The organism is Virgibacillus necropolis, from assembly GCF_044793635.1.
Taxonomy (GTDB): Bacteria; Bacillota; Bacilli; order Bacillales; family Amphibacillaceae; genus Virgibacillus_F; species Virgibacillus_F necropolis_A.
This window is the reverse complement of record NZ_CP084992.1, coordinates 3,515,804-3,539,945: the sequence shown is the minus strand read 5'-3', so window position 1 is coordinate 3,539,945 and position 24,142 is coordinate 3,515,804. Positions and strand designations below refer to the sequence as shown.

Sequence of the window (24,142 nt, the reverse complement as noted above, 5' to 3'; positions counted from 1 at the left end):
ACATCTTTATCCTTTATGGAATACCAGAACTTATGATAATTTCCTAATAACTGTATTTTGAAAAAAGGGTACGATTCTTTTTAAAGAAACGTGCCCTTTTAAGTAGGACTGTTCGGTACAAAAATGGACGCTTATTAGTTACAGAATTGCACCCGTTTGTTTAAGTGAATCTATTCACATATATATTTTCAACTACAATTTTCCTGGGTTTTTAAAAAGCACCACTATACATTAAAACTTATAATATTTCTGCAGCAATATATACTACTACAGGTATAAAACACATTATTGCGGACTTATAATCATCATATTTAATAAAATAAATTCCCCTTACTAAGTAGAAAATAAACACACACAAAAATACAATTTCACTGTAAATTAAATAATTTTGGCGGTCCATAAATACTAAAACAGTACTTATTACACCTATGCTTATAATGATAATGTTAAATATAGATAATGGCTTACTTACAAGTTTACCTGATTTAATTTAATACACCCCTTTAATTGTGGAAAGCATTCCACCAATCACGTTATAAACAGTGGAAAACAGTTAGTATATGTAAAGGATCAATAACAACTATATGAACCAAACAAAAAGAATAGTGATGATTGCGCTTTGCGTAAGATAGATTATAAACCCACCAGTTTTCGTGCTTCTTGCTCTATTGGGGAAATATGTATTCAAGATGAAACTAATAATCCCCAAGATTGCAAATGTTAGTATGAAAATAGAAGTAATTTGTAATACCAATTTATATCTCTCCAAATCATTTAATTTATTACCGATTATGAAATTTCTTCTCCGTACAAGCCTTCTTCATCTTCTTTGATTAGTTGTTTTGTAGGAAGATTGAGTCAAAAATCCAAAACACAATAGCAGCTAAAATACTAATAATATAGAAGTTTAATATTATAAAAGGATTCTCTCCGGACATTACAATAGTGGCAATAGCAGTAGCTATAAAAGCCCCGGATACGTAGAATACATTATAAATAATATTATATTTCTTAGGATTTTGATTTAACTTCAATTGGATTGGGGTAGCAAATAATACATAGAAAATAGAATAATAAAAAGCAAAGACTATAATAGCTATATAATGGAAATCAATTAAAAAGACTGTAGTAATTATGCTAAGTGTTAATGCTGAAAAAATTGAGCAGAGTAGAGAGCGAAACACCATACTCGAATCTACCCTTATTTTACCTTTTACATTATCCATAAAAAACACTTCCTACAATTAAATATAATATCTACTTTTTGTGCAAAGAACCCAAAAAGTCACTAATACGAATGACCATACCCTCTATTTTATGACCTTCATCCATATTAGCCTCTCCGGTCACCATTTCCACTTCTGATGATTCACTGTCTTCTTTTTGGTACTGTAATTCTACGGTGAAATCATAAATTATCTCTTTAGATTCTGATTTCTCATATTCAATGTTTTTTACCTTTAATTTGTAATTATTTCTCATCGGTTCCATCATTAATGTTGAACTGTAATTATTTACAAAGTGCAGGTAGGACGTCTCATTCGCAAAATAATCTTTATACAGTTTTTCATCGTATTTCACTAAATCTTCGAGTCCCTCACTTTCTGATATTTTTATCATTTCATCACTTGGACCATTAAGAGCTTTTTGTAATACAGCTTCAATTGTCTGTATATTTTCGTCTTGCGTTTTCGTTTCTGTTTTTTCGGTACAACCTACTAATAGTAAAAGAAGTGAAGCAAATAAAACGGTTACAAAAAATCTATACGTTTGTTTTTTCATATAATCTCCTCCTATAAAATAATACGTTTTATTATGTTAATAGGTTTCAAAAGATCAAACGAGATAAATTCAACTTAAGCTTCCTTCTCAAAAAGTTCCCACAACCATCTGTACTTGTAGTTTATGAGCAGATTCCCGCTACCGGTATAAAGAAGGATTCAATAAAACAGTTTGCATCTAAAATATATATATAAAGGGCACCCCTACTAAGGTGCCCACAAAATATTAGTATTGGAATTCTTCTTTTAATAACCCCATTACAACGGTATCATAATACTTTCCATCTATATAGGCATCGTTACGCATTCGCCCTTCGACAATAAAGCCACATTTTTCATAGGAGCGAATAGCACGCACGTTTCCGCTCCACGTATCAAGCTGCACACGGTTCAGATTCATCGTCTGAAACAAATAATGGATAAGTGCCTTCATGGCATCCGATCCATAACCTTTATCCCAGCACTCTTTATCGCCAATTCCAATACCAACCGTACAACGTCGTGAAACAATGTTCAGTTCACGATAACCGATTAAACCAATATGTTTTGAATTTTCCCCTTGTGTATAAATGGAAAATTCCCCTTCTTCTCGCTTATCCAGTTTTTTTATTGCTTTTTCATAACTATCTTCAATCTGTTCTAAAGATACGTGGCTGTGGCGAAATAAACCAGGTCCTGCTTCCATTTTCGCAGTTTCCTCATCGTTTCGCCATTCGTAAGTTCTTTTAAAATCTTCTAACGACACAGGTCGTAGTTCGATTTTTGTTCCTGTAATCAAGGGTGTGATCCCGTCCTTCCATTTGTTTTTCACGAGTCTTATAGCGACGGTCAACAAAATTATTTAAACTTGCCATAAGCGTCACACCCTTTCTAATGAAATCTGCCATTATTGTATCACATCACTCACTAAAGCACTACACATTAACAAAATTTTATTAATATTCAAGTTTTATTTTTTCAACTCAATTTACTTCTCCCATTGTGGAATGACTTCATGAATAATTGGAACACCTGATCCCGCTTGCCAAGCCAGCCTGATTTTATTTGTCGCAGAACCAACTCCCACCTTGGAATAAGATCCTGAAAGTGTTCCAACAGTTTTCCATTCACCATTTTGTTCCTGAATTTGTATCTCCGCTTTTGCAGTGGATTGCTCACCCTGCAAAATAACGAGCTCATTCAGAACACGCTTACTAGAGTACATCAATGTTATTGATTCACCTGCTTCTGGTGTTCTGTTTGCCTGATATGCACTTGAAAGTGATGCATCAGCTAGATCGGCAAGACTTGATCCTTCTGCTGCTGGAGGTCCGCCACTTACATTTTCACTTCCTTTATTACTTTCAGTTCGAAACTCCCTTACCTGTAACCAATTATCCTGATCAGATAAAGCCCTGTACCGGATATACCTTGCATGAATACCATCCGTGTCAAGTCTGACTTCAGGCTGATCACGACTTTCTGTCAACATTGTCCAGTTTTCGCCATCCACTGAATACTCCAATACACCATGATCAATATAATCATCCGGGCTTGCTTCTGAACCCATTAACACTTCTACGCTACTGACGGTATAGGTTTTGCCAAGGTCAACCCCCACTGCATCACCAGTGTTCACATGTTCACCGCTCCAGTAGATTGTATTATTGTCCCCGTCAATCATATTGGTAGATGCATAATTTTGATAGGTTCCCATCGTTGTTACAGGTAATGTCTCCATTTCGCCTTCAATTTTCACATCAAACTCTCTAACTTGCACCCAATTATTTTGATTTTCCGTTGCGCGGAAACGAACATATCTTGCTTCAATACCTTCTGTTTCTACTTGTATCTCAGCTTGATTATGTTTTTCGGTCAATGCAGTCCAGTTTTCCCCGTCTGTTGAATACTCCATTACACCGTGATGGATGTAATCTGCAGATTTTCCACCAGTACCCATTAACAGTTCAATAGATTCCACTACAACAATATCCCCAAGATCAATTCCTACTGCATCTCCAGCGTTTGCAGCCTCATTGCTCCAGAAATACGTATTAGGATCTCCATCGATCATATTTGAAAGCGAATAATCCTGATAGATACCTAATGTACTCGTGCCACGGGTTACTTTAATCTCTAACCACTCATTATTTTTCTGAATGGCATCGTTCAAAAATGGCTTGATAACGCCCTCAGCAACTTTTTGAGATAGTTCATTCGCATCTGTTAATGCTTCTTGTAAAATTAATCGCTGCTTCCATGCCGCTTCACCATTGTCTTCTTCTTGCGCCTTCAGCATGTTCACCGCCGCTTTTCCCGCTTTCCCGTAAAGTTCCAGCTTTTCAAGGTATGGAGCCACTTCATCAAGAAAGTTCTGATTATCCAACGTATTTCGGAGTTTATCTGGTGCATCTTCAAGTTTTCCAAATTCACCAATCAATTCTTGGGCAATCTCTTCTGTATCTCCAGAGGCATAACTATTCGAGAATTCTTTAATTAATGGCTTGAGTGACAAAGACTCATTACCGTTAATTGGTGATGAATAATTGTTCTCTGCGAACGTTTTTAGCGCGTCCGCTGCCTCACCGCCAAAGGATTCTATGCTTCGCTCCCATGATTCATTTGGATCGTAATTTTTCGGATTCCACGTATAATCTGCAATGGTAAACAACGGTATTTTAGACGCTTCCGCTTCATTCATCGGATTTGCTGTCAAACCAATGACGCCATGGTCAGCTAAATCGCCGTCCCTATTAACCAGAGGACCTAGAAACAGTCGATTGCGGTCATAATCATTGACCGGGTAATTGTCCCAGATGAGCAAATCATGTTGAAAAATCTCTGAAACCTGTTCGGCTTCTTCTGATGTGATTTTTTCCGGAACCACTGCGGATCCAGTCCACATAACGATTACGTCACCATTTACCAATTCCGCAAATCGCGCCCTGTAGACAGTCGAGTCATTTCCTGCATAATCTGTCGGAACCGTAATCAAAGACTCAGCACCTTCATGGGTTTGAATAAATTCTTCATCGAAACGATTTAAGAGATAAGCTTGCGCTGCAGCCGTTGGACTTGCATCGTCTCCAAATTTGGCCTGGTCCTGTTCACAATGAAGATTATAACTAATATCGTCTAGAAAAATTGCATAGGATCGCACACCCAAATCCCATACTGCCTGCATTTTATCCATTAACAACTCAAAATCCTTATCCCCCGAATAACAAACAGTATTACCAGGAGAGAGTGAAAAGGTAAACTCTATATGATTTTCATTTGCCTTATCAACCAATTCTTTGAGTTTATTCAATTCGTCTTCTGGATATGGATCACGCCAATTCTCTCTATGATATGGATCATCTTTTGGCGCGTAAATATATGCATTCATTTTATTTTCACTATAAAACTCTAACTGTTCTAATCTATCTTCATGTGACCATGGTGGACCATAGAATCCCTCGATTGAGCCACGCATAGCCATTTCTGGCCAATCCCGTATTTCTACTTCTGGAATCCAGTCACGACCTTGTCTCTTCTGAATCAATTGTTCAAATGTTTGTGCTGCATAAAACGTTCCGGCCTTGTTCTTTCCAGCGAGTACAATACGCTTTTTATCTGTCTGTTTCGAAGCGACAACGTAACCTTCTGCCTTCAACTCTCCCGGACCGTCCACATTAAGCTGTTGCAGGATTTCCAAGGAGGCCTGATTCTCCTCGGGACCACCGATCCAAATTGTAACCGGGGTATTCGGTGCTGACTCACTAGCATTTTTTCGAACAATACGCTTTACATCTGCTTCATTTAAAGCTTGTTCAACTTCACGAACTGCCGCTTCATCCGTGTTTGCCCCTATAACAAGTCCAACAACAGGCGTTAACGGGAAACCATTCCCCACTATTTCGCTCTCCCGTGGCAAAGGATTGATCTGTAACGTATTCTTCTCCGCACTTGCATGGCTTCCGGTTACAATTGGTAAAGCTAATAATAAACTAAGGCTAAGCACCAACAATTTTTTTGATAGACTAATAGCTAAAACCACCTTTCATTTATTTTAATATTTCTAAGTTGTAAGCCTTTATCTATCTGTATGTACAGTAAGGACTGCTATAAGCGCAGCCCTTACTGTACATACAGTGAAAAATTATTGAATAGTAATTGTCTTATCTGCTTCCACATTATTAGCAGAAACGGTCAGCGTGATTTCAGCAGCAGTAAGGGCTGTTAGTTCTTTGGTTGATGTATTGAAAACTGCTGCATACTGCCCTGACTTTTTAGCGCGATCGAGTTCACTTCCTGTACCAATAAAGACATTATCGCTTCCTTCCCATGTGACAGATGCCGGGTAGCGAAGCGGAAAATCTAAATTGCCGGGCTGATGACCTGTCGCGTCAATCTTCAACGTTTCACCGGCATTGATTGTTTCCGGTGCGTTAAGTGTAATCGACTCTAGTATTGGACGAACCTCTGCTTCGATCCATTCCTGGCCGTAAACGTTGCTGTTCGTTGAAGCCTGCTCCGTACCATGCGCTCTGTCAGGCACTGGTGTTGGATCCACTCCGAAAAGTGTCCAAGCATAGAATCCGCCTGCATCAGGTGGCCCATATGGAGCTTTTCCGGAAGAGCCGACAACCATATATGGCACACCCTCTACGCGATCAATATTCACTGTATGTGCATGACCACTGATATAGATGGCACCTTTTCCTTTTGAATCTTGACGGAATTCGGTGAGCCAATTCTCGATTAAATCAGCTTCTTTACGGTCTTGGAGCTGACTGTTGTCAGTTGGCAGCGGATCCCTTGTCGGATGATGGCCGAAAACAACAACATTGTTGATACTAGGGTCTGATTTTGCATCCTGGAGCGATTCTTTCAGTTCAATCAATTGTTTGAAATCACTTGTCCTGAAACTGCCTGTTGACGAATCAAGTAGAATAAACCGTGTACCTTCATGGTCAAAGCTATAACGGTTTTCCCCAAAAACCTCCAGGAAGTTATCCAGTGTTCCCGGCCCAGCAATTTCATGGTTTCCCGGAATGTAATAAATCGGTATTTCATCCCCAACTTCTTCTTCCAGAACTTGTTTGGCATACGCAAAATCCTCTTCCCATGCTGAATCAACAAGATCACCATTTATGACCAGAAAATCAGGATTCTCCTGGACAATTTGACGTAATGATTTCCGAGCCATCTTCGCTGCACGGCTATTAGGTGAATCTGCTGTAAACTGGCTGTCAGCAAGAACGGCAAATTTCCAGCGGTCCTCGCCGATTGTATCATTTTGAATGACTAATGAATCCGGCTTAACCGCTTCCTGTTCTGGCATCTCGACAGATGGTGGGACCTCGACTGTCAGATCATCGAATATCAGCCGTCCGGTATATTGTTCCTTGCCAATCGTTTCAACCGGGTAGATACGCCATAATTTGACCGGATATTGAATTCCTTCCGGCAGCGTCGTTTCAATGTGTTTCCAGCCTGTCCAGTCCACTTCATCTGCTAAATTCAGGGTATAGCTTGTTCCAGTATCGTCTTCAATAACAGCACGCAGCCAGGCTCCGTTACCATCACCATTGACCCATAAACCAATTTTTTGGACATCCCGGGGAAGCTCGAGAAGCGGTGAAGCCTGTAAGTAAGCGGCACGCGTTGCTGTCGTTGTCGTAAAGTCATAGTTCAGCTGAAGACCGCTTCCAGTCCTGCCTTCAACAAGTTCCAACGAAGCCTCAACACTGGATGGATAGCTTGTAGAATCCCATCCCGACACGTCTTCAAAATTGGACACTACTTCTGTTGTCAGACCGATTGTCGCAGGAACCTGTATCTCATGGTCCAACACCTGGATGGTAATTAGCGTCGCCGCCCCGTCCTGTTTTGGTTGTACGGTAAAACTACCATCTTCGTTTTTTTCAATTGAAATAACTGAGTCGTCATACTCTAATTTGATATCCCGTGGCTCAATTGGAGCAGAATACCCGTATTTATCGTAACCAGTCACGGAAAAATTGCTTTCCCTGCCCATTTCAAGCACGAGGTGTGATGTTGTCGCTTCAATCCGGTTCAACTCACCAAGTACGGTCAATGGCATTGTTCCTTTTTTAGATTTAATTTTCGCCCGAGCTACCGCAGATCCGGATTTTTCAGCGTAAAATATACCATCCTTGCCAAAAGACCCGACCTTAGCTGGTATAGCCTGCCAGGAAATGCCGTTGACATCCACTGGCCAATAATTTTCATCATGCCCCAGCCCGACAAACGTTCTGCTTAATTCAGGAAAAACTCGGTTACTGTTTTCAGCGTCAATTAGCGTTTCAACTGAAAAGGCAGTCAAATTACCACTTCCAGCTTTCGCAAAAACACCAATCCCATTAGGCACGTTCCGCTCTTCTCCGTCAGAGGGTGAATTGACCACTTCGGCATCTTCCCTGCCCGCTTTACGAGCCACCATTGTGGTAGAACCACCGCCATCAATATTTAAAGCTGTATAAGCTCCTTGTTCCTTCATAAATTCTGCCAATTCTTTATAAGTCATTCCTCGGCTGTCGACTTGACGGCCATCAATTGCAACGAGGATCATCGTTTTTCCATCCTCAGAAAATCCAACAGACGTCCGCGGTGCAGTCGTACTGTCATCCAGTCCCCCTTTAACTTGTCCATCTTCAACCAACATGACATTCCCGCCGACTGCAAAATCCATCAGCGAGTTCCCATCGACTGCCGGTGTGTAATCAACCGTGACATCATCGCCAACTGAAAGTTCTCTTAATCTATCAGCCCCTTGTTCACGGCCTACAAGTACCATTGTATTTTTCTCAATTTCACCCTTCCCAGCACCATCAGCAACCGTCGTCACCTTGCCATTTTGAACAGTCACTTCATACACATCAGACCCGCTTGTTGAACGCTGCGCTTCTCCCCATACAGAGGTGTACAGGCCAATTCCATTTACTGGAATAGCATATTGGTTAAGGGCTGCCAGCGGATAATCACCAGTTGGTAGTGTTACATTGCCTTCCAGGAAAATTTCTGTGATTTTTCCGACACCCTGCTCGTCCACACCAGCTGTCAACGTGTGCGAACCTTGTGGGCCTTTTAATAGCTTACCGCCTTTAATAACTGTCCCGAGCGGTGCATCTGTTCTATTAATATCGAAAAAGTCCCCGTTCACACCGCCAATAGTACCAGCTGCCTCAACCATTTCTGACACCGGCATCGCATCGGAGATTTCACCTGAAAAAATCAGATCTGTTGAACTTTGATCATTTGCCAAATCCACTGTCATGATTTCTCCGTTTATCCAGCCACGGGCATCAAAACGTTCGAACGTTGTCAGTTCAACTCCCGGACCTATTGTTGTGGTTTCTTCCTTAGAAACAATTGTTTTCCCATCTGAACCAACAGTCCTCTCAGGCTCTGTTCGATCAGATGATGACCGGACATCAGATACAGGATTGGATGCCGCATCTGCATGTAAGGCAGGAACGATTGATGCCAAAGCAATGATAAAAACTAGTAAACTTCGTATCCTCCATTTTTGATTCATTAAAAATCCCCTCCTAATAGATAATTAAATTAACTCGCAATAATCTTCTCTGGAAAAGTAAACCCTCTTTCTCTTCATTCACTATATAAGCTATCAAAGGAACATGAAGTGAATATAAATGTTTTGTAAAATTTTATTAAATTATGTTGAAATCGCTTTCAAAATAGAAAGCGAGTATATTTCCACTGTGAGGTTAAACAACTTTGCAAAAAGAGCCACTAATAAAAAGTAGTTTTGTTAGTAGATTTAATTACTATAACTATACCTGAATATTCTAAAAACAAATATGGTCATTACTACTCAAAAACGAACTAGTACAATAGTTAGGGCTCAATAATTTCAATCAAAAAGATTTATGTTTATACTTAAATAGGCAATTTGAAAGAATAATGCCTCAAGTGAAAGAAATATTCAGGGAGTGACATACCAATGGATCAGACCATCCGGGTTCTACACAGTGAAGACTATCCCCATTTGGAAGCGATGGATACAGGAATTGAAGACGATTATGTAAAACGTATATTTAGTAGACTTATAACAGGAAACAATCGATTATATGGATTCTTCCTTGATGGCCAAATGGTCAGTATGGGGGGATACTCTATTTACGCAAAACGTTATGCGATGCTAGGGAGATTAAGAAGTGACCGTCGATATAAAGGAAATTCATTTGCAACAACACTAATGTCTCATATGATCAACGAAGCATTCCAACTAAATGACATTCAGTGGGTGGGAGCCAATACACAGGAACATAATACAGCCGCATGTCGTGTAATGGCAAAAATCGGACTAACCCCATATTCCACGCTACACGGCGCTATCACGAAGGATACATCGGCTCTGGAATCAGGCTCAAAATTGTGGAATCCTGTCACGGATATCCAGCGAAAAAAAGATTGGGTGCAGGAAATGTATGCAACATCAGCGTCTGTATTCCCGTACGAATGCTATTATACTTTTCCAATTTCAAAAGACTTGTTTCAGGAGCATGATTTAAGGCAATGGTCTTTTTATGAAAATGAAGCAAAAACACGAGCACTGATTACAAAGTACGATCAAAAAAAGCATCATTATTTGCATACCGTCTATCCATGGAATGACATCACTTCGCAAAAAGGGTTATGGGAGACGATTTCAAACGACTACCGACAGCTAGCAAAGCAGACAGAAGAAGAAACTTACATATGGATGGATATCACAAAGGAGGCAGCACTCTCCCTCCCCACCGGCCATCAATTTGAATTGCCTTCACCATGGATTTTGTATGGTATGGATAAATCGAAGTGGCTAAAATACTAATCAAAAAGACCAACATCCTCCAGGGAAGTTGGTCTACTTTTCGACGTGGTCATTTCGATCCAAAAAATGATCCTACAATTTTTTATCAAAAACCGTAATCCGCTTCTTTAGCTTCACGAATTTTCGTATATGTTTCCGTTAATACTACTGTATCTTCCACTAACCGTTCGATTCGGAATAACACATCATCATTTGTAATTTCTTTTCGATAGAAATCCTTTTCCTCGATAAATACATACGACTGAACAATTTGTGCTTTCATATAACCCAAAATAGGTTTTAATTGTTGTTCTGCAATTAAGTAATGTTTTGGCGAACCTGCTGTTACAAGCATACTGACAACTTTATCGAGAAATGCGTTTACGGGTAGTAAATCAAATATATTTTTCAATGTAGCTGGTATGGATGCCTGAAAAATAGGTGTACCAATAATAATGGCATCTGCTTCCATTATCGTTTTTGCTACATATCCTGTATCGCCCTCATAATCCAAATAATTACGTCCATCACTAAACTGAACATCATATTCAGCCAAATCAATTAATGTCACTTCAACATCAGGATATTTTTCCGTGACAGATTTAACTGTATAGTTCATAGCCGTCCTTGTTTTCGAGCCCACTTTTGAACCGGATAACCCAACAATCTTCATTGTTTCTACCCCCTATTTTTTTGCCGTATATTTTTTGATTGCTGGTAAAATTTCTGTACCAATCAGCTCAATATTTTTCATTAATCGATCGAATGGCACTCCACCAAAATCGATTTGTGCAATATAACGTTGGTGGCCAAATACTTCATGCTGATAGAGAATTTTTTCAATGATTTCCTGTGGACTACCGATATTCATGACATTATGCGGATCTACGCCCTGTGCGAAGTGCTGCTTTGGAAACCCTTGTCCGTTCGTTCGCTTCATCCCCTCATTGATGTGGGGATACATATCTTTTAGAGCCTGCTGTGATGTTTCAGCAGCATAGAAAAAACAGGCCGTTGCAACAGGTAGCTCTGCTGGATCAAAGCCACTACGTTGTGCAGCCTCGCGATAAGCATCAACAGCACGCTTAAAAGCGGTAGCTGGTCCACCTAAATGAGCCAAGAACATCGGTACACCAGCATTACCCGCCTTGATTGCACTAGCAGGTGACCCACCTACTGCACGCCAAATCGGCATTGAGCCATTTTGTGGACGCGGAAGCACCTTCGCATTGTTTAAAGGAGCGCGGAATTCTCCACTCCAATTAACATTTTCCTCTTCATTAATCTTTAACAACAGGTCAAACTTTTCTTCATACAATTCTTCGTAATCACGAACATTATAGCCCAGCAAATCAAAAAGTCCTATTCGAGAGGCACGACCAGCAACAATCTCCGCACGACCCTTTGAAATCAAATCAAGCGTGGAGAAATTCTCATATACACGTACCGGATCTGATGTGCTAATTATTGTAGAGGAGCTTGCAATTTTAATATTCTCTGTAGCCTGAGCAATTGCAGAAAGAACAACAGCATGCGCCTGCGTTGCAAAATACTCCTGATGACTTTCACCTACACTGAAAAAATCTATCCCTGCCTGATCGGCTAGCTTGGCATATTCAATGAGTTCACGAATACGTTCTCCTGCTGAAATTCTCTCTCCTGTTAAAGGATTAGGTAAGTGATCACCTAGTGTATATATACCAAACTCCATCCCTTTGCTTTGATCAATACGATATTTTTCCATCTATTTGTCAACCTTTCATTTCATACTAAATTTGGCCAATACTTGTCGCGTTTGCTATTCATTGCCTTCTTTCGACAATCTTCTTATAATGCTATTATAGAATAGATAGCACGTTTTAGTAAGTACGCACTTTTAAGTGTTATAGTATACAAAAAGATACTAAGGAGGAAATAAAATGGACAAGGTGCCGGAATACTGCCGTGTAGAGGATGCTTTAGGTATTTTAGTCGGTAAATGGAAACCGATTATTCTATTACATTTGCTCCAAGAAGGCACAAAACGTTTTAGCGAACTTAAACGTAGTTTGCCTGGAATCACACAGAAAATGCTGACAAAGCAGTTACGGGAATTAGAAAAAGAAGACATTATTCAGCGCGTGGTATACCCACAGGTTCCTCCCAAAGTGGAATATTCCATTTCCGAATATGGTAGAAGCCTGGAACCCATTTTAGAAGCCATGCATGAATGGGGAACGAAGCATACGTTGCATAAGAAGCAAAAATTGAATCAAAAGAGCGAGTAACCAAAAAAACGCCCAGAGTTCATTGCCTCTGAGCGTTTTAATTCAACCTATTAAATCCTACAATAGTTCACATACCACTCTTCCTGTACTTCTTTAATAGATATTCCCAGGAAGCCTGAGTGTAATAAATTTTGTTGCTTCTCAATTTCGCTCATCTTAAGGGAAACTTCCTCATTAAAGACGCGCTCACTCCTAGAATCGGCTAAATCTTTCATGAAAATATACCGAAGTTTTCCACCATATTTCCTTTTTAATGCAACAACTTCTAAACCTAGTTCCAGTTTATCTTTTATACTAGGAATATTAAAAGGAGCAACAGTTGCGCAAACATAACGAAAACGTTTACTATCGAGTCTATTCATAAAAAGCTTACCCATATAATTTTGCAATCCATTTCCCCGATAATCAGGGTCTATAGTTGAAATTTCCTGATAGATGACTTTTGAAAGTTCTTCATCTGAGAGACCTGCATCAATTCCTAAATGTTCCCCGTCCATTTCAGGGAGCCGCATTGCCCGGAACGCTATCATTTTCTCATCTACAAAGACGCCTATCATGAATTGATGTTCAGATAAAATTTCGGTAAACTCTTCTTTACTAAGTGGCTCTAAAGTGGCATTTGATAAAAGTGCATTTTCAACTTTCTTTTGTAGCTGCATAATGATAGACAAATCAGCAAATGTCAAATAGCGAACGTCAAAGGGTTGTCCATCACGTAGTTCTCCTGTTGTGACTTTTCCACTCATAATGTCACCCTTTTTGAATGCACGGTTAATTCATCTAACATATCCTTATCAACGTCTATACCTAATCCGGGCTTTTCATTAAGCTGAATAAATGGTACATCATATTGCAGGTTACCTATGTCTTTTTCAAATTTCAAAGGACCTGTTAACTCAACACTCGTTATAACCTTTTTTGAAAATGCAACTTGAAATCCTGCTGCTGACCCGATTGACGACTCTACCATCGAACCAACTTGGCAATCAATACCGGCCATCTCAGCCATATGTGCTAGTTTAGCAGCTGGGTAAATTCCACCGCATTTCATTAATTTGATATTTACCTTGTCAGCCGCACGTTTTGCAATAATTTCTCGCATCTCTCGTACTCCACGTAAACCTTCATCAATCATCATAGGAATGGGCGATTTTGATTTTACTTCGACCATGCCATCGATATCGTCTGCTATAACTGGTTGTTCGAGCCAATCCAATGAAACACCCTGTAACTTATCAAGCGCTTGTAATGTTTTGGAGCTCGATTTCCAACCTTGGTTTACATCGACACGAATTGAAATATTCTCATCCACTCGATCATAAACAGACTGAATCCGTTTCACATCTTCAACGATGTTTGTACCAACTTTCATTTTAAAGGAACGATATCCCTGCTTAACACGTCTTGCAGCATCATCTGCCATTTTCTCAGGTGTATCAATGCTTAACACATGTGTAATTGGAAACTTTTCATGGTATCTACCACCTAAAAGCGCATACACCGGAACGCCTAACGCTTTACCTACCACATCGTAACAAGCTATATCGATGGCCGCCTTAGCGGTTGGAACACCATAGATGGATGTATTCATTACATCATGAATTCGTTCCATATTTATCGGATTCTCACCTAAAATTTTTGGTGCAATTGTTGATGCAAGAACATGGAACGTGCTTTCAAAGCTTTCACCTGTAACATGCTCATCAGCCACACCTTCCCCGTAACCAACAAGTCCATTGTCTGTTGTAATTTTAACGATAATGGATGGCATCGAGCTATAATTAGCATAACTAATCACGAATGGCTCAATAAGTGGCAGTTCGATAGCAAAAATTTCGATTTCTGATATTTTCATAATATAATCCTTCCTATCTATCGTTGTTTATCCAGCCGCTTCTTCTTTCTCCTGTATAGCAAGCTTTTCTTCCGTTGATAATTTGGCAATCGTATATCCTGTGAATGCGTAGATCAAGGAAATAATCGGTACAATAAAATTCAATATCGCATATGGAGCATAGGCAAATGCATGAACACCCAATGTTCCAAGAATAAACACGCCACACGTATTCCATGGTACGAAAACAGATGTTAATGTACCTCCATCTTCGAGTGCTCGGGATAAGTTTTTGGAATGAAGATTTTTATCTGTATAAACTTTAGCAAACATTCTTGATGGTACAACAATGGAAACATACTGTTCTGCACACGATACATTTGTCAGAAAACATGCACCAAGGGTTGACGCTATTAACGAGCTAGATGATTTCACTACTTTTAATAATTGGTCCATGATCGATTGCAGCATGCCCGAATACTCTAATATACCACCAAAGGTCATTGCTACAATTGCCAATGAAACAGTGTACATCATGGAATCGAGCCCTCCCCGATTTAATAAATCGGCTACCACTGCATTTTCTGTATCAATCGTGTACCCACTTTGCAGAACTGCCAAGGCACTTGCTATAGAGTCACCCTGAATGACAACTTGCGCTAAAAAGCCAAGAATGATCCCTACGAATAATGCTGGGGCTGCAGGTACTTTCATCACAACAAGTAATATTACGGCTAACGGAACCAATAATAAAAAAGGTGATATAACAAAACTTTCTTGTAAAACAGTAATTGTTTTGCCTATATCAGCAGACTCTGCCGCACTTTGGCCAAAATCCTTTCCTAAGTACGCATAAACACCAAGGGCAATTAATAGGCCCGGAATAGTTGTCCACAACATATGTTTGATATGTACAAATAAATCGGTATGAGTTAACCCGGAAGCCAGGTTCGTCGTATCTGACAAAGGAGACATTTTGTCACCAAAATATGCTCCTGAAATGACAGCTCCAGCTATCATAGGCGCAGGGATGCCCATACTAATACCAATCCCCATTCCTGCTACTCCAATCGTTCCCATTGTTGCCCAGGAACTTCCAATCGCAAGTGAGACGATCGCACAAATGATTGCAATTGTGACGAGGAAAAGTGATGGTGAAATGATTTCCAAGCCATAATAAATCATCGTAGCAACTACTCCACCGCCAATCCAAGAGCCTATTATTAAACCGACCAGCATAATAATTACAATTGCGGGTAGCGCTAACTTAACACCTTTATACATCATCTCCTCAATCTCTTTCCATTTAAAACCACACTTTTTCCAAGCAACTAAAGCAGCAATAACAGTTCCAATAACTAAGGGAATATGTGGTCCTTGTTCAAATACAACAATCGTTAGAATCATGACAACAATCATTACTACCAAGGGCAATAAAGCCCACCAAATGTTTATTTTATTTTTCAAGATATTCCCTCCTGTAATGTGTTTTCAATTATTTCTATTTAAAGATTATTTAGTTAATTCTAGATGCAGTTTATCGACCTGTCAATTTTTATTTGCACACTTTTCAATTGTTTTTGCTAAAGTTCTTGCACCGATATCCAATGCTTCGTGGTTAAATTCCATTTGGGGATGATGCAGTCCTGGTACTAAATCCGCACCAATTCCAATCATTGTTGCTTTTAAGTTGGTATCATGAATCGTGTAGAAGTGGAAATCGTCACTTCCAGAAGTTACCACTGTTGGCATTGTATTCGAATCGCCAACTACCTCGCGTATCGCTTCCCCCGCAATTGCTGCAGCATCTGCTGAAACCTCTGCTCCTGGTGTATAATCAATCCAGTCCGTTGAAATAGTTACTTCATGTAATGCTGAAATAGTTTCTAGTTCTTTTTCAACTCGTTCTTGTATCTCGGCCAACACTGAATTATTTTGGGCACGTAGATCAATAGCAAAAGAAGCTGACCCCGGAATGATATTTAAACTCTCTCCACCAGCTTGAACTTTTGTTAGTTTAATAGAATATGGTTCAAATGGTGAAAAATAAATATTTTTCAGTAGTTGCTGGATAGAAAATAAGACATCAATAGCATTTTTCCCTTGATGTGGCCTTGCGCCGTGTGCATCTTCTCCTTGAATTTTCCCTTCTAAAAAGACAGCAGCACCATGCTGGATTGCGGGAGAAACTTGACCAAAAGTAAGTTCCTCAATCGGACGTAAATGCACGCCAAATAAATAGGAGACATTATCAATTACACCACGCTCAATCATTGCTTCAGAACCATTACCTTTCTCTTCAGCTGGTTGAAATATAAAGCGAATTCGTTTTGTTAACTTTTCATCCTTCAAGTAAGCGAGTGCACCAAGCACCATCGAGATATTTGCATCATGTCCACATGAATGATTTGCTTGAAACTTCCCATCTACCTCCTGCCATAACGCATCAATATCAGCACGAACCGCAATAACTTCATCACCAGTGCCAATTTCAGCAACAAGGCCAGTCACATCGTTAAACCTGTGATAGGTTACCCCCATCGAATCCAAAATTGAGCCAATTTTATTGGTTGTCTCAACTTCTTTCCAGCTAATTTCCGGATAGGAGTGAAAGTATTGAAACCAATCATGAATCATTTGTTTAATGTTACTAACCATTAGAATCCATCCTCCTTTTTTAGAATACTACACATTTTCCGAAAAAATTTCTACACAAAGATTATTTAAAGAAGAAAAATACCGCCCCATGCTACGACACATGAAACGGTACAACAAACGCCCAGAATTGCCTCCCTCTAAGCGTTTTAATTCTATACAAAATGATTCACTTTTCCAAATAACTTTTTAACGCATCCAAATCTTTCGCACTTGCTTTTTTAAAGGTTCCTGCCATCATTTTTCCAAACAATTTGGATAAACCAGTAAGTCCCTTTACTTCACCGGATAAAGTAATATCTGTATAATCATCCGATGAAGAAATTATATATGTAAACACAAGCTCTCCTTTTCCCATTGTTCCTTTCGTCCCATCACAGCGTAGTACAATTTTCTCTGGTTCTTCGAGTTCGATAACTTCAAAGTGTTCAGAAGCCTCTTTTCCAAACATCTTTCTTGTCTCTTTCCATTGACTTCCCACTTGCAATGGACCCTCATCCAATCGCTCTATGCCCACTAATCCTTGCATCCAGTTCTTGGCAGAATCGAGATCAAGCAAACCTGTATACGCTTTTTGTTAAGATACCTGAAAAGTTCTTTTTACTTCAAAATGAATACTCAAGCTGATTTCCTCCAAATTCATATCTATTATCCCACACTATTATTTTACCAGTACCTTTTGCTAAAAACTATATATAAAGTAAATTCGACAACCATTAATAAACTCCTGCTTATTCTGCAATCGGCTCCGTATTGGATATTTATTTCTTAATCTATCAAAATAGTTATAGTCAGACTTTCAAAGAGGAACAAGGTCAAATTTGGTTAATAATACCTATTCCACAGGTTACTAGATACATGAGAAGCTAACATTATATATTATTTTGAAAGTTTTTTTGCATTTCACAGGGAGGTTTGGGATGGGATGAAGAAGTTAACCAGAAATAAACGATTTTTGTTAATTGTTAGTGCAATGTTGTTCGTTATAATTTTTACAGCTTGCGGAAAAGAATCAGATAGTGAGTCAAAGGGCCAGGAAAAGTCTGATCAAGAGAATCCAATAGTCACCATTACAATGGAAAATGACAAGGAGATAAAGATTGAATTGTATCCGGATAAAGCCCCAAACACCGTCAATAACTTTATTTCTCTAGTCAAAGAGGGTTTTTATGATGGGTTAATTTTCCATCGCGTGATTCCTGAATTCATGATTCAAGGTGGCGACCCTAAAGGAAATGGTACAGGTGGACCCGGATATTCGATTAAGGGTGAGTTTAGTTCAAATGGTTTTGAAAATGACTTAAAACATGAACGCGGCGTTATTTCGATGGCTCGCTCGTCAGATCCTGATTCAGCAGGATCACAATTCTTTATCATGGTTAAAGCGTCCCCTAACCTCGATGGAAAATATGCTGCATTTGGAAAAGTAGTCGAAGGCATGGAGGTCGTTGATGCGATCGTTTCTGTAGAACGAAATGCTGCTGACAAACCAATAGAAGAACAGCGAATGAAAAATGTAAAAGTAGAGACCAATGGATATGATTATTCTGAGCCAGATGTAATTGAATAATTCTAGTAGAGTAAATAAGAAAAATCTCAGTTCAAAATTAACTGAGATTTTTCTTATTTACTCTACTTTGCGTTCTCATCTGGTTGATGAATGCCAAATGTGTTTCCTTCCGTATCAATATAATACCCCTGCCAAGCCATTCCCGGCAGAGCATATTTAGGCAATGCTACCTTGCCTCCATTATTAATAATTTTTTCTTCGATAGAATCGTAATCTTCCACTCCCATTGTACACGCATAGCCATTCAAAGCCTGTTTTGGTTCTGGAGGAGGACTTTGGCGTTGCATCAAAGCTCCGTTAATTCCAGGCTCATTTTCATCGCCAGTAACAGCTCCCATATAAGGCATGCCAGCATATTCGCTCCAATCTTCAAAATTCCAGCCAAATACCTCTCCATAAAACTTCGTAGCCCTTTCCATATCATCCACATGGATTTCAAAATGCACTAATCTTCCCATCATTTTCCTCCTAGATTTAATTTTGTACCATTAAATTATGTAGCATATTCAACAGTCTTCGGCACTCCATTATTATAACAAATTTGGGAATATATTAATAATTAAATATATTCAATTTACCATGGTTCAAAAAAATAGAATCAAACTTTGGACTGGCCGTAATTCCGAATATTAATGACTATTAAGGTTACTTATATACAGATAATAACTATTTATAAGTTAATAACAGTATTAAAGAGATTAATAGGCTTTTTCTTGAACTATCCGTGCTATATGCAGTATATTACGGTTTGAATCATTCTTTCTTTATTGATAGGTTAATAAGGTTGCACTTCTATTGGCACGACGTTATGTCTGCACTTTACAACATAGAAAAGGAGCTGATTACAATGGAAGCCTATCAATCTCAAGAAAGTAAAGAGCCCGAGGAACTGGATGGTGATTACTCACTAGATAGAGTACCTCGAGATAAGAGAAACATGGGTTGGTTAAGTATTACCAATATTACATTTGGTATTGCAACAGCTATTTTTTATTTTCAGATGGGAAGTGTTATGGCACTTCAATTTGGAGCTATAAATGCTATTATATCTGCTGTTTACGCAATTGTTGTTGCAGGGGTATTGGGAACTTTTATTGCCTATTTATCTGCTAAATCTGGAATGAACGTCAATTTGTTATCTAGAGGTGGCGGGTTTGGATATGTTGGCGCATCCTTGACTTCATTTATTTATGCAACCAATTTCATCATGTATTGTGCATTGGAAGGGTTAATCCTGGTCGCTGCTGTTCACGAATTCTTTCCCGTTAGCAATTAGACAAAATACAGAAATGGTCATTGCCTTTATTTTTTATTTTTCTAATTGCTGCTATTGTAATGGCCGCTATGGGGCCTTCTTCGTATGATGGAAGCTTTTGGTCATACATGCCAGAAGGTGTTCAAGTTGGAGGAACTGCATTATTACTCTGTATCGGAATGCAACATGGAATTATGGGTTTAACTCCCCTTCTTGCTTCGGATTACGCCCGCTTTTTAAAACCTAAGGATACGAAAATTGGAATCTTTGCTATCGGGTTTGTCCCACAAATCTTCTGCTTCGGAGTAATGGGTGGTCTTGGCATCTGGTTTGGTGTTCGTCTAGGAGAGCCGAATCCTGGAGTATATATTGTGTTGCTACTTGGTATCTGGGGAGCTTTATTTACGATGTTAACTCAAATCAGGATTAATGTTACAAATATTTATAGCGGTTCATTATCCTTATCGAGCTTCTTTGAAAATGTATTTAAATTTAAGCCTGGAAGACGTTTTTGGGTAGTGGTTACTGGTATATCAGCAATCATCCTGATGCTTCTCAATATTGTCGATCATCTTGAAGTAGTCTTGACATTTCAAGGGGTCTTTCTCTTATCTTGGGCAACTATAATAGTTATAGATGCAATTGTTGTTAAAAAAGCCCTGAAGATTGGTCCTAGTTATTTTGAGGCAAGACAAAACTATTTATTTAAGTGGAATCCGGTTGGTGTTGGATCACTAGTTATTTCAAGTGGCCTAGGTACTATCGCAGCATTAGGATTCATGGGAACATTCCTACAAAGTACTGCTGCATTCTTCTCCGCAATCCTTGCTGCTATCCTCACCATCGTTTTGGCAATTGCCACTAAAGGTAAATACTACGTCAAGAATGAAGCCAACGATATTGATAAAGAAGACTATATTAGATAAGTATTTTGGGGGTCAGCCCCCATCTTCATGTTAAAAGGACAGCACCAAAATTAAATAGGTGCTGTCCTTTTGGTATGCAGTTAAGCCCTGACATAAAGTAATTACTTGTTAATTCCTTATTATAAATAGCACAAAATAGACTTTTCTATCCAATACATGAATACAGTATTGAGACTTTGTTTCTCATACTTTTTCATTTTTGAATACATGTCTATCCCATCAGAAACACCATGCCATAAATCTGTAACACAAAATCATCTTATTATTAAATTATCATTAAACCTACCCATCAACACGGTATTATAGTAATTCCCGTCAGATAGAATCTTGTCATTTTTTAAGATACCTTCCACTTCAAAACCATACTTTTTATAAAGATTTACAGCTTTATCATTTGTTTCAAGGACGTTCAACGTGATTTTCTTAATCTCATTTGAGTCTGCCCAATGAATAGCTTCTTTTAATAGATTCTTTCCTATACCATATCCCCAGTATTCTTTTAATACACAGACCCCAAATTCTACTTTATGAGAAATTCTTTTTAGTTTGTTCCCTTCACATCTTGAAAAACCTACAACTCTTTCACCTGCTTCAGCAACTAAAAATAGGTTACTAGTACTTTCTGTGTCGTCTTGAATCATCTGTTTAAAACCTGATTCATCTATGTACGCCTCGCCCTTTTCTCTATCCAAATTTTCAGTTTCACCATCTATTTGTAATCTTACTTCAGACAAGTTTTTTGCATCTTGATCAATTGCAGACCTTATGCTATAACGTAAATTATTAATACAAAATTCTTTTTGACTAACCTCCATTAACCTCGGTCCCCTATCTATTAATTATAAGATTAGTTGTCTCAATTACTCTAGCAACTTCTAAGCCGATTAGTGCTATGTGTTATATAGCCAGGGTTACGATAGATACTTTAGCAGTTTCTTATCAATCAGCGTAGTCCTTTTTTAATGACAGATAATAAACTGTTACTTGTGTAATTGGAAAAAGCATTAAAACAACAATAGGATAGGCAGCAAAATAATCAGAAGCAAACGGCTGAAATATCATACATACAGCAAGAAATGGAAATGCAATCAACGTTGATATATAAGTATTTCGACAAGCCTTCGAAGTTAGCGCTTTTTCTCGTTCATCTTTTTCCCTAAATTCAGCTGGAAAGAGAATTGCTTCCTTCCATCCCTTTTTATCCTTTCGTTGTTTTCGAGTAAATACAACTGAAGCTGGTATGGCAACAATTAAAAAAAGAATAATCGGTAGTACATTCAACGAAAAACCAAAACCATTTATATTTGAATTATCAATAGTAGATTTAATTTCCATTGCTGTATCATAAAATGCTATCATTCCCCATCCAAACAAGGCTAAGACCGTTATATTTAATAAATAGTTTCCTTTTAATTTCATTGTTGTTCCTCCCCTTTTAATTGAAATACCTCTTCAACAGTCAGTTGAAATTCAAGACAAATGTTCATCGCTAAGAGAAGAGAAGGAATATAATCTCCCTTTTCTAATGCAGCAATTGTTTGTCTAGTTACTCCCACTTTTGACGCAAGATCTTGCTGGGTCCATTGGAAACGAGCACGCAATTCCCTAATTCGATTGGATAGTTGCACATTGATCTCCTTCATTTCATTATTTTAATTTATAAATATAATAAACTTAACATAATGTTAAGTCAAGTTAACATTACGTTAAGTTTATTATTACTTTAATTTAGATTAAAAAAGACGCATTCAACTCCAGAAACGCGCCCTATACAAGAGGAAAGAACCCCTCTCAAACAGACTTATTTGGAACACCTTCCTCCAGAAGCTTTGTTTACTGGCGGATAATCAGGTTTTTAAATCAAGTACTCGCCCATCTGCAATAAAAAGAGCACAATTCTAACTACAGAATTGCGCCTCTTTTGCTGAAAATTTGTTTACCTTATTTCTAAATGGAAGTTAAGAGAAAACTATTTTTGTTGAACTGATTTCATAAAGAACATCACAATGTCTTCTTTTTCTCTTTTTGGAGCCAAGTCTCTAGCAGCTCTTTCTCATTTTCTAGTGATATCCCCGCTTTTCGTTCTGTATTCTGTCTTTCTTTCACCCATTGATACGCATCATAAATAGTATCTTCAAGAGGGCGGAAGGAAAGACCATCATTAACAGCTTTTTCTATACTGATGTCAAAGGCACCTTTCCAAGGTTCAGCCTCTCCGTCTAACGGAAAGTGTTCAGGGATCCATAAAGGCATTTCTGTCCATGGCTGTACTTTGTTCTCCATTATAAAATGTTCTTCTGTCCACACAAATTCGGTATCACTGTTTGTAACAGTTTTACAAGTGTTCAATAGCTCTTCCATAGTCAATTCATAATTCGGGCCTGTTACATTGAACGTACCTACTTTTCTGTTTTCCGCCATATTGAACACCCATGTAGTTATATCTTTTATGTCTATCAATTGAATCGGACGATCTGAACGTCCCGGCGCTAATACTTTACCACCCTGCGCTACACGCTGAATCCAGTAGGGAAGACGATCCGAATAGTCAAACGGTCCGACCAGCAAACCTGCTCTTATTTGCAAAACACGTCCTGGCCAATGCCTCTCTGCTTCTTCTTCACATAGTACTTTCAGCGCACCGTAGTACTCATAAGGAGAGATTTTGCCATCCTCAACGTCTTTCAATTTATCAGCGGGCGGCATCATGGATGTTAAATGATACCCTTCTGTAATATTGGGTGGAATCCAATCTTTATAAACCGAGATGCTCGAGATGTATGTATAATGTTCGATGTTATCCCCAAGTACAGAAGCGATTTTTTTGATTTGATGAGGAGCAAATCCGCATGTGTCCATTACAACATCCCATTTCCGTTTTTTTAGAAGTGATACATCGCTGTCTCTATTACCGATTAGCTGCTCAACCTCAGGAAACGCTTCTTTATTGTTCCCACGATTAAATAAGGTAATTTCATGCCCTCTTTTCAATGCTTCTTCCACTAAAGCTTTTCCTAAAAAACGAGTACCTCCTAAAATAAGAACCTTCAT

20 protein-coding genes and 1 pseudogene are annotated in these 24,142 nt (G+C 38.7%); 4 read left to right on the top strand and 17 right to left on the bottom strand.

Annotation, left to right across the window (positions count from 1 at the left end; genetic code table 11):
• Positions 1–833: 833 nt before the first annotated feature.
• The 5 genes from LG329_RS17540 to LG329_RS17520 form a co-directional block, all read right to left on the bottom strand.
• A complete protein-coding gene (locus LG329_RS17540) occupies positions 834–1,226 on the bottom strand; it encodes a UPF0715 family protein (RefSeq protein WP_404452124.1) in 393 nt (130 codons plus the stop codon).
• A gap of 31 nt (positions 1,227–1,257) precedes the next feature.
• Positions 1,258–1,782 carry a hypothetical protein gene (locus tag LG329_RS17535; RefSeq protein WP_404452122.1) on the bottom strand — a complete coding sequence of 175 codons (525 nt, stop codon included), beginning with the start codon at positions 1,780–1,782 and terminating at the stop codon, positions 1,258–1,260.
• Between the two features lie 225 nt (positions 1,783–2,007).
• Entirely contained in the window at positions 2,008–2,559 is a 552-nt protein-coding gene (locus LG329_RS17530) for a GNAT family N-acetyltransferase (protein WP_404452121.1), read from the bottom strand.
• 189 nt (positions 2,560–2,748) lie between these two features.
• Complete coding sequence (locus LG329_RS17525; protein WP_404452120.1) at positions 2,749–5,655, bottom strand: beta-N-acetylglucosaminidase domain-containing protein; 2,907 nt, start codon at positions 5,653–5,655, stop codon at positions 2,749–2,751.
• Positions 5,656–5,901: 246 nt separating this feature from the next.
• Positions 5,902–9,303, bottom strand: a complete 3,402-nt coding sequence (locus tag LG329_RS17520; RefSeq protein WP_404452119.1) for a phosphodiester glycosidase family protein — start codon at positions 9,301–9,303, stop codon at positions 5,902–5,904.
• 429 nt (positions 9,304–9,732) lie between these two features.
• On the opposite strand from LG329_RS17520, the gene LG329_RS17515 reads away from it, so the two are divergent.
• Positions 9,733–10,605, top strand: a complete 873-nt coding sequence (locus LG329_RS17515) for a GNAT family N-acetyltransferase (RefSeq protein ID WP_404452118.1) — start codon at positions 9,733–9,735, stop codon at positions 10,603–10,605.
• A gap of 85 nt (positions 10,606–10,690) precedes the next feature.
• Here the strand turns inward: LG329_RS17515 and LG329_RS17510 are convergent, their stop codons facing one another.
• Together LG329_RS17510 and LG329_RS17505 are read right to left on the bottom strand one after the other, a co-directional pair.
• Complete coding sequence (locus LG329_RS17510) at positions 10,691–11,257, bottom strand: NADPH-dependent FMN reductase (RefSeq protein WP_404452117.1); 567 nt, start codon at positions 11,255–11,257, stop codon at positions 10,691–10,693.
• A gap of 12 nt (positions 11,258–11,269) precedes the next feature.
• Positions 11,270–12,328: an LLM class flavin-dependent oxidoreductase gene (locus tag LG329_RS17505; protein WP_404452116.1), complete on the bottom strand. Its 1,059-nt coding sequence runs from the start codon at positions 12,326–12,328 to the stop codon at positions 11,270–11,272.
• Between the two features lie 175 nt (positions 12,329–12,503).
• On the opposite strand from LG329_RS17505, the gene LG329_RS17500 reads away from it, so the two are divergent.
• Positions 12,504–12,851, top strand: a complete 348-nt coding sequence (locus tag LG329_RS17500; RefSeq protein ID WP_404452115.1) for a winged helix-turn-helix transcriptional regulator — start codon at positions 12,504–12,506, stop codon at positions 12,849–12,851.
• 50 nt (positions 12,852–12,901) lie between these two features.
• Here the strand turns inward: LG329_RS17500 and LG329_RS17495 are convergent, their stop codons facing one another.
• The 5 genes from LG329_RS17495 to LG329_RS17475 form a co-directional block, all read right to left on the bottom strand.
• Positions 12,902–13,597 (bottom strand): hypothetical protein, encoded by a 696-nt coding sequence (locus tag LG329_RS17495; protein WP_404452114.1) that lies wholly within the window; start codon positions 13,595–13,597, stop codon positions 12,902–12,904.
• Entirely contained in the window at positions 13,594–14,706 is a 1,113-nt protein-coding gene (locus LG329_RS17490) for a mandelate racemase/muconate lactonizing enzyme family protein (RefSeq protein WP_404452113.1), read from the bottom strand. Before LG329_RS17490 ends, LG329_RS17495 begins: the two co-directional genes overlap by 4 nt.
• A gap of 27 nt (positions 14,707–14,733) precedes the next feature.
• Complete coding sequence (gene nhaC, locus LG329_RS17485; RefSeq protein ID WP_404456755.1) at positions 14,734–16,104, bottom strand: Na+/H+ antiporter NhaC; 1,371 nt, start codon at positions 16,102–16,104, stop codon at positions 14,734–14,736.
• 129 nt (positions 16,105–16,233) lie between these two features.
• Positions 16,234–17,343 carry an amidohydrolase gene (locus tag LG329_RS17480; protein ID WP_404452112.1) on the bottom strand — a complete coding sequence of 370 codons (1,110 nt, stop codon included), beginning with the start codon at positions 17,341–17,343 and terminating at the stop codon, positions 16,234–16,236.
• Between the two features lie 166 nt (positions 17,344–17,509).
• On the bottom strand, positions 17,510–17,899 hold the full coding sequence (locus LG329_RS17475) for an SRPBCC family protein (RefSeq protein ID WP_404452111.1): 390 nt from the start codon (positions 17,897–17,899) through the stop codon (positions 17,510–17,512).
• Between the two features lie 366 nt (positions 17,900–18,265).
• Here LG329_RS17475 and LG329_RS17470 point away from each other — a divergent pair, with 366 nt between their 5' ends.
• A complete protein-coding gene (locus LG329_RS17470) occupies positions 18,266–18,910 on the top strand; it encodes a peptidylprolyl isomerase (protein ID WP_404452109.1) in 645 nt (214 codons plus the stop codon).
• 62 nt (positions 18,911–18,972) lie between these two features.
• Here LG329_RS17470 and LG329_RS17465 read toward each other — a convergent pair whose 3' ends face one another.
• Positions 18,973–19,368 carry a VOC family protein gene (locus LG329_RS17465; RefSeq protein ID WP_404452108.1) on the bottom strand — a complete coding sequence of 132 codons (396 nt, stop codon included), beginning with the start codon at positions 19,366–19,368 and terminating at the stop codon, positions 18,973–18,975.
• Between the two features lie 389 nt (positions 19,369–19,757).
• Between LG329_RS17465 and LG329_RS17460 the strand changes: the two are divergent.
• A pseudogene (locus LG329_RS17460) lies at positions 19,758–21,091 on the top strand (purine-cytosine permease family protein).
• A gap of 254 nt (positions 21,092–21,345) precedes the next feature.
• Here LG329_RS17460 and LG329_RS17455 read toward each other — a convergent pair.
• From LG329_RS17455 to LG329_RS17440, 4 genes are all read right to left on the bottom strand, one after another.
• Entirely contained in the window at positions 21,346–21,906 is a 561-nt protein-coding gene (locus LG329_RS17455; protein ID WP_404452107.1) for a GNAT family N-acetyltransferase, read from the bottom strand.
• 124 nt (positions 21,907–22,030) lie between these two features.
• Positions 22,031–22,510: a hypothetical protein gene (locus tag LG329_RS17450; protein ID WP_404452106.1), complete on the bottom strand. Its 480-nt coding sequence runs from the start codon at positions 22,508–22,510 to the stop codon at positions 22,031–22,033.
• Positions 22,507–22,719, bottom strand: a complete 213-nt coding sequence (locus LG329_RS17445) for a helix-turn-helix transcriptional regulator (protein ID WP_404452105.1) — start codon at positions 22,717–22,719, stop codon at positions 22,507–22,509. Before LG329_RS17445 ends, LG329_RS17450 begins: the two co-directional genes overlap by 4 nt.
• A gap of 373 nt (positions 22,720–23,092) precedes the next feature.
• Entirely contained in the window at positions 23,093–24,142 is a 1,050-nt protein-coding gene (locus tag LG329_RS17440) for an SDR family oxidoreductase (protein ID WP_404452104.1), read from the bottom strand.

What these genes read in the sequence shown, in the direction of transcription:
- LG329_RS17540 (WP_404452124.1), bottom strand. Translation starts at nt 1,226, where the DNA reads ATGGATAATGTAAAAGGTAAAATAAGGGTAGATTCGAGTATGGTGTTT.
- LG329_RS17535 (WP_404452122.1), bottom strand. Translation starts at nt 1,782, where the DNA reads ATGAAAAAACAAACGTATAGATTTTTTGTAACCGTTTTATTTGCTTCA.
- LG329_RS17520 (WP_404452119.1), bottom strand. Translation starts at nt 9,303, where the DNA reads ATGAATCAAAAATGGAGGATACGAAGTTTACTAGTTTTTATCATTGCT.
- LG329_RS17515 (WP_404452118.1), top strand. Translation starts at nt 9,733, where the DNA reads ATGGATCAGACCATCCGGGTTCTACACAGTGAAGACTATCCCCATTTG.
- LG329_RS17510 (WP_404452117.1), bottom strand. Translation starts at nt 11,257, where the DNA reads ATGAAGATTGTTGGGTTATCCGGTTCAAAAGTGGGCTCGAAAACAAGG.
- LG329_RS17505 (WP_404452116.1), bottom strand. Translation starts at nt 12,328, where the DNA reads ATGGAAAAATATCGTATTGATCAAAGCAAAGGGATGGAGTTTGGTATA.
- LG329_RS17500 (WP_404452115.1), top strand. Translation starts at nt 12,504, where the DNA reads ATGGACAAGGTGCCGGAATACTGCCGTGTAGAGGATGCTTTAGGTATT.
- LG329_RS17495 (WP_404452114.1), bottom strand. Translation starts at nt 13,597, where the DNA reads ATGAGTGGAAAAGTCACAACAGGAGAACTACGTGATGGACAACCCTTT.
- LG329_RS17490 (WP_404452113.1), bottom strand. Translation starts at nt 14,706, where the DNA reads ATGAAAATATCAGAAATCGAAATTTTTGCTATCGAACTGCCACTTATT.
- nhaC (WP_404456755.1), bottom strand. Translation starts at nt 16,104, where the DNA reads ATGATTGTTGTCATGATTCTAACGATTGTTGTATTTGAACAAGGACCA.
- LG329_RS17480 (WP_404452112.1), bottom strand. Translation starts at nt 17,343, where the DNA reads ATGGTTAGTAACATTAAACAAATGATTCATGATTGGTTTCAATACTTT.
- LG329_RS17470 (WP_404452109.1), top strand. Translation starts at nt 18,266, where the DNA reads ATGAAGAAGTTAACCAGAAATAAACGATTTTTGTTAATTGTTAGTGCA.
- LG329_RS17465 (WP_404452108.1), bottom strand. Translation starts at nt 19,368, where the DNA reads ATGGGAAGATTAGTGCATTTTGAAATCCATGTGGATGATATGGAAAGG.
- LG329_RS17455 (WP_404452107.1), bottom strand. Translation starts at nt 21,906, where the DNA reads ATGGAGGTTAGTCAAAAAGAATTTTGTATTAATAATTTACGTTATAGC.
- LG329_RS17450 (WP_404452106.1), bottom strand. Translation starts at nt 22,510, where the DNA reads ATGAAATTAAAAGGAAACTATTTATTAAATATAACGGTCTTAGCCTTG.
- LG329_RS17440 (WP_404452104.1), bottom strand. Translation starts at nt 24,142, where the DNA reads ATGAAGGTTCTTATTTTAGGAGGTACTCGTTTTTTAGGAAAAGCTTTA.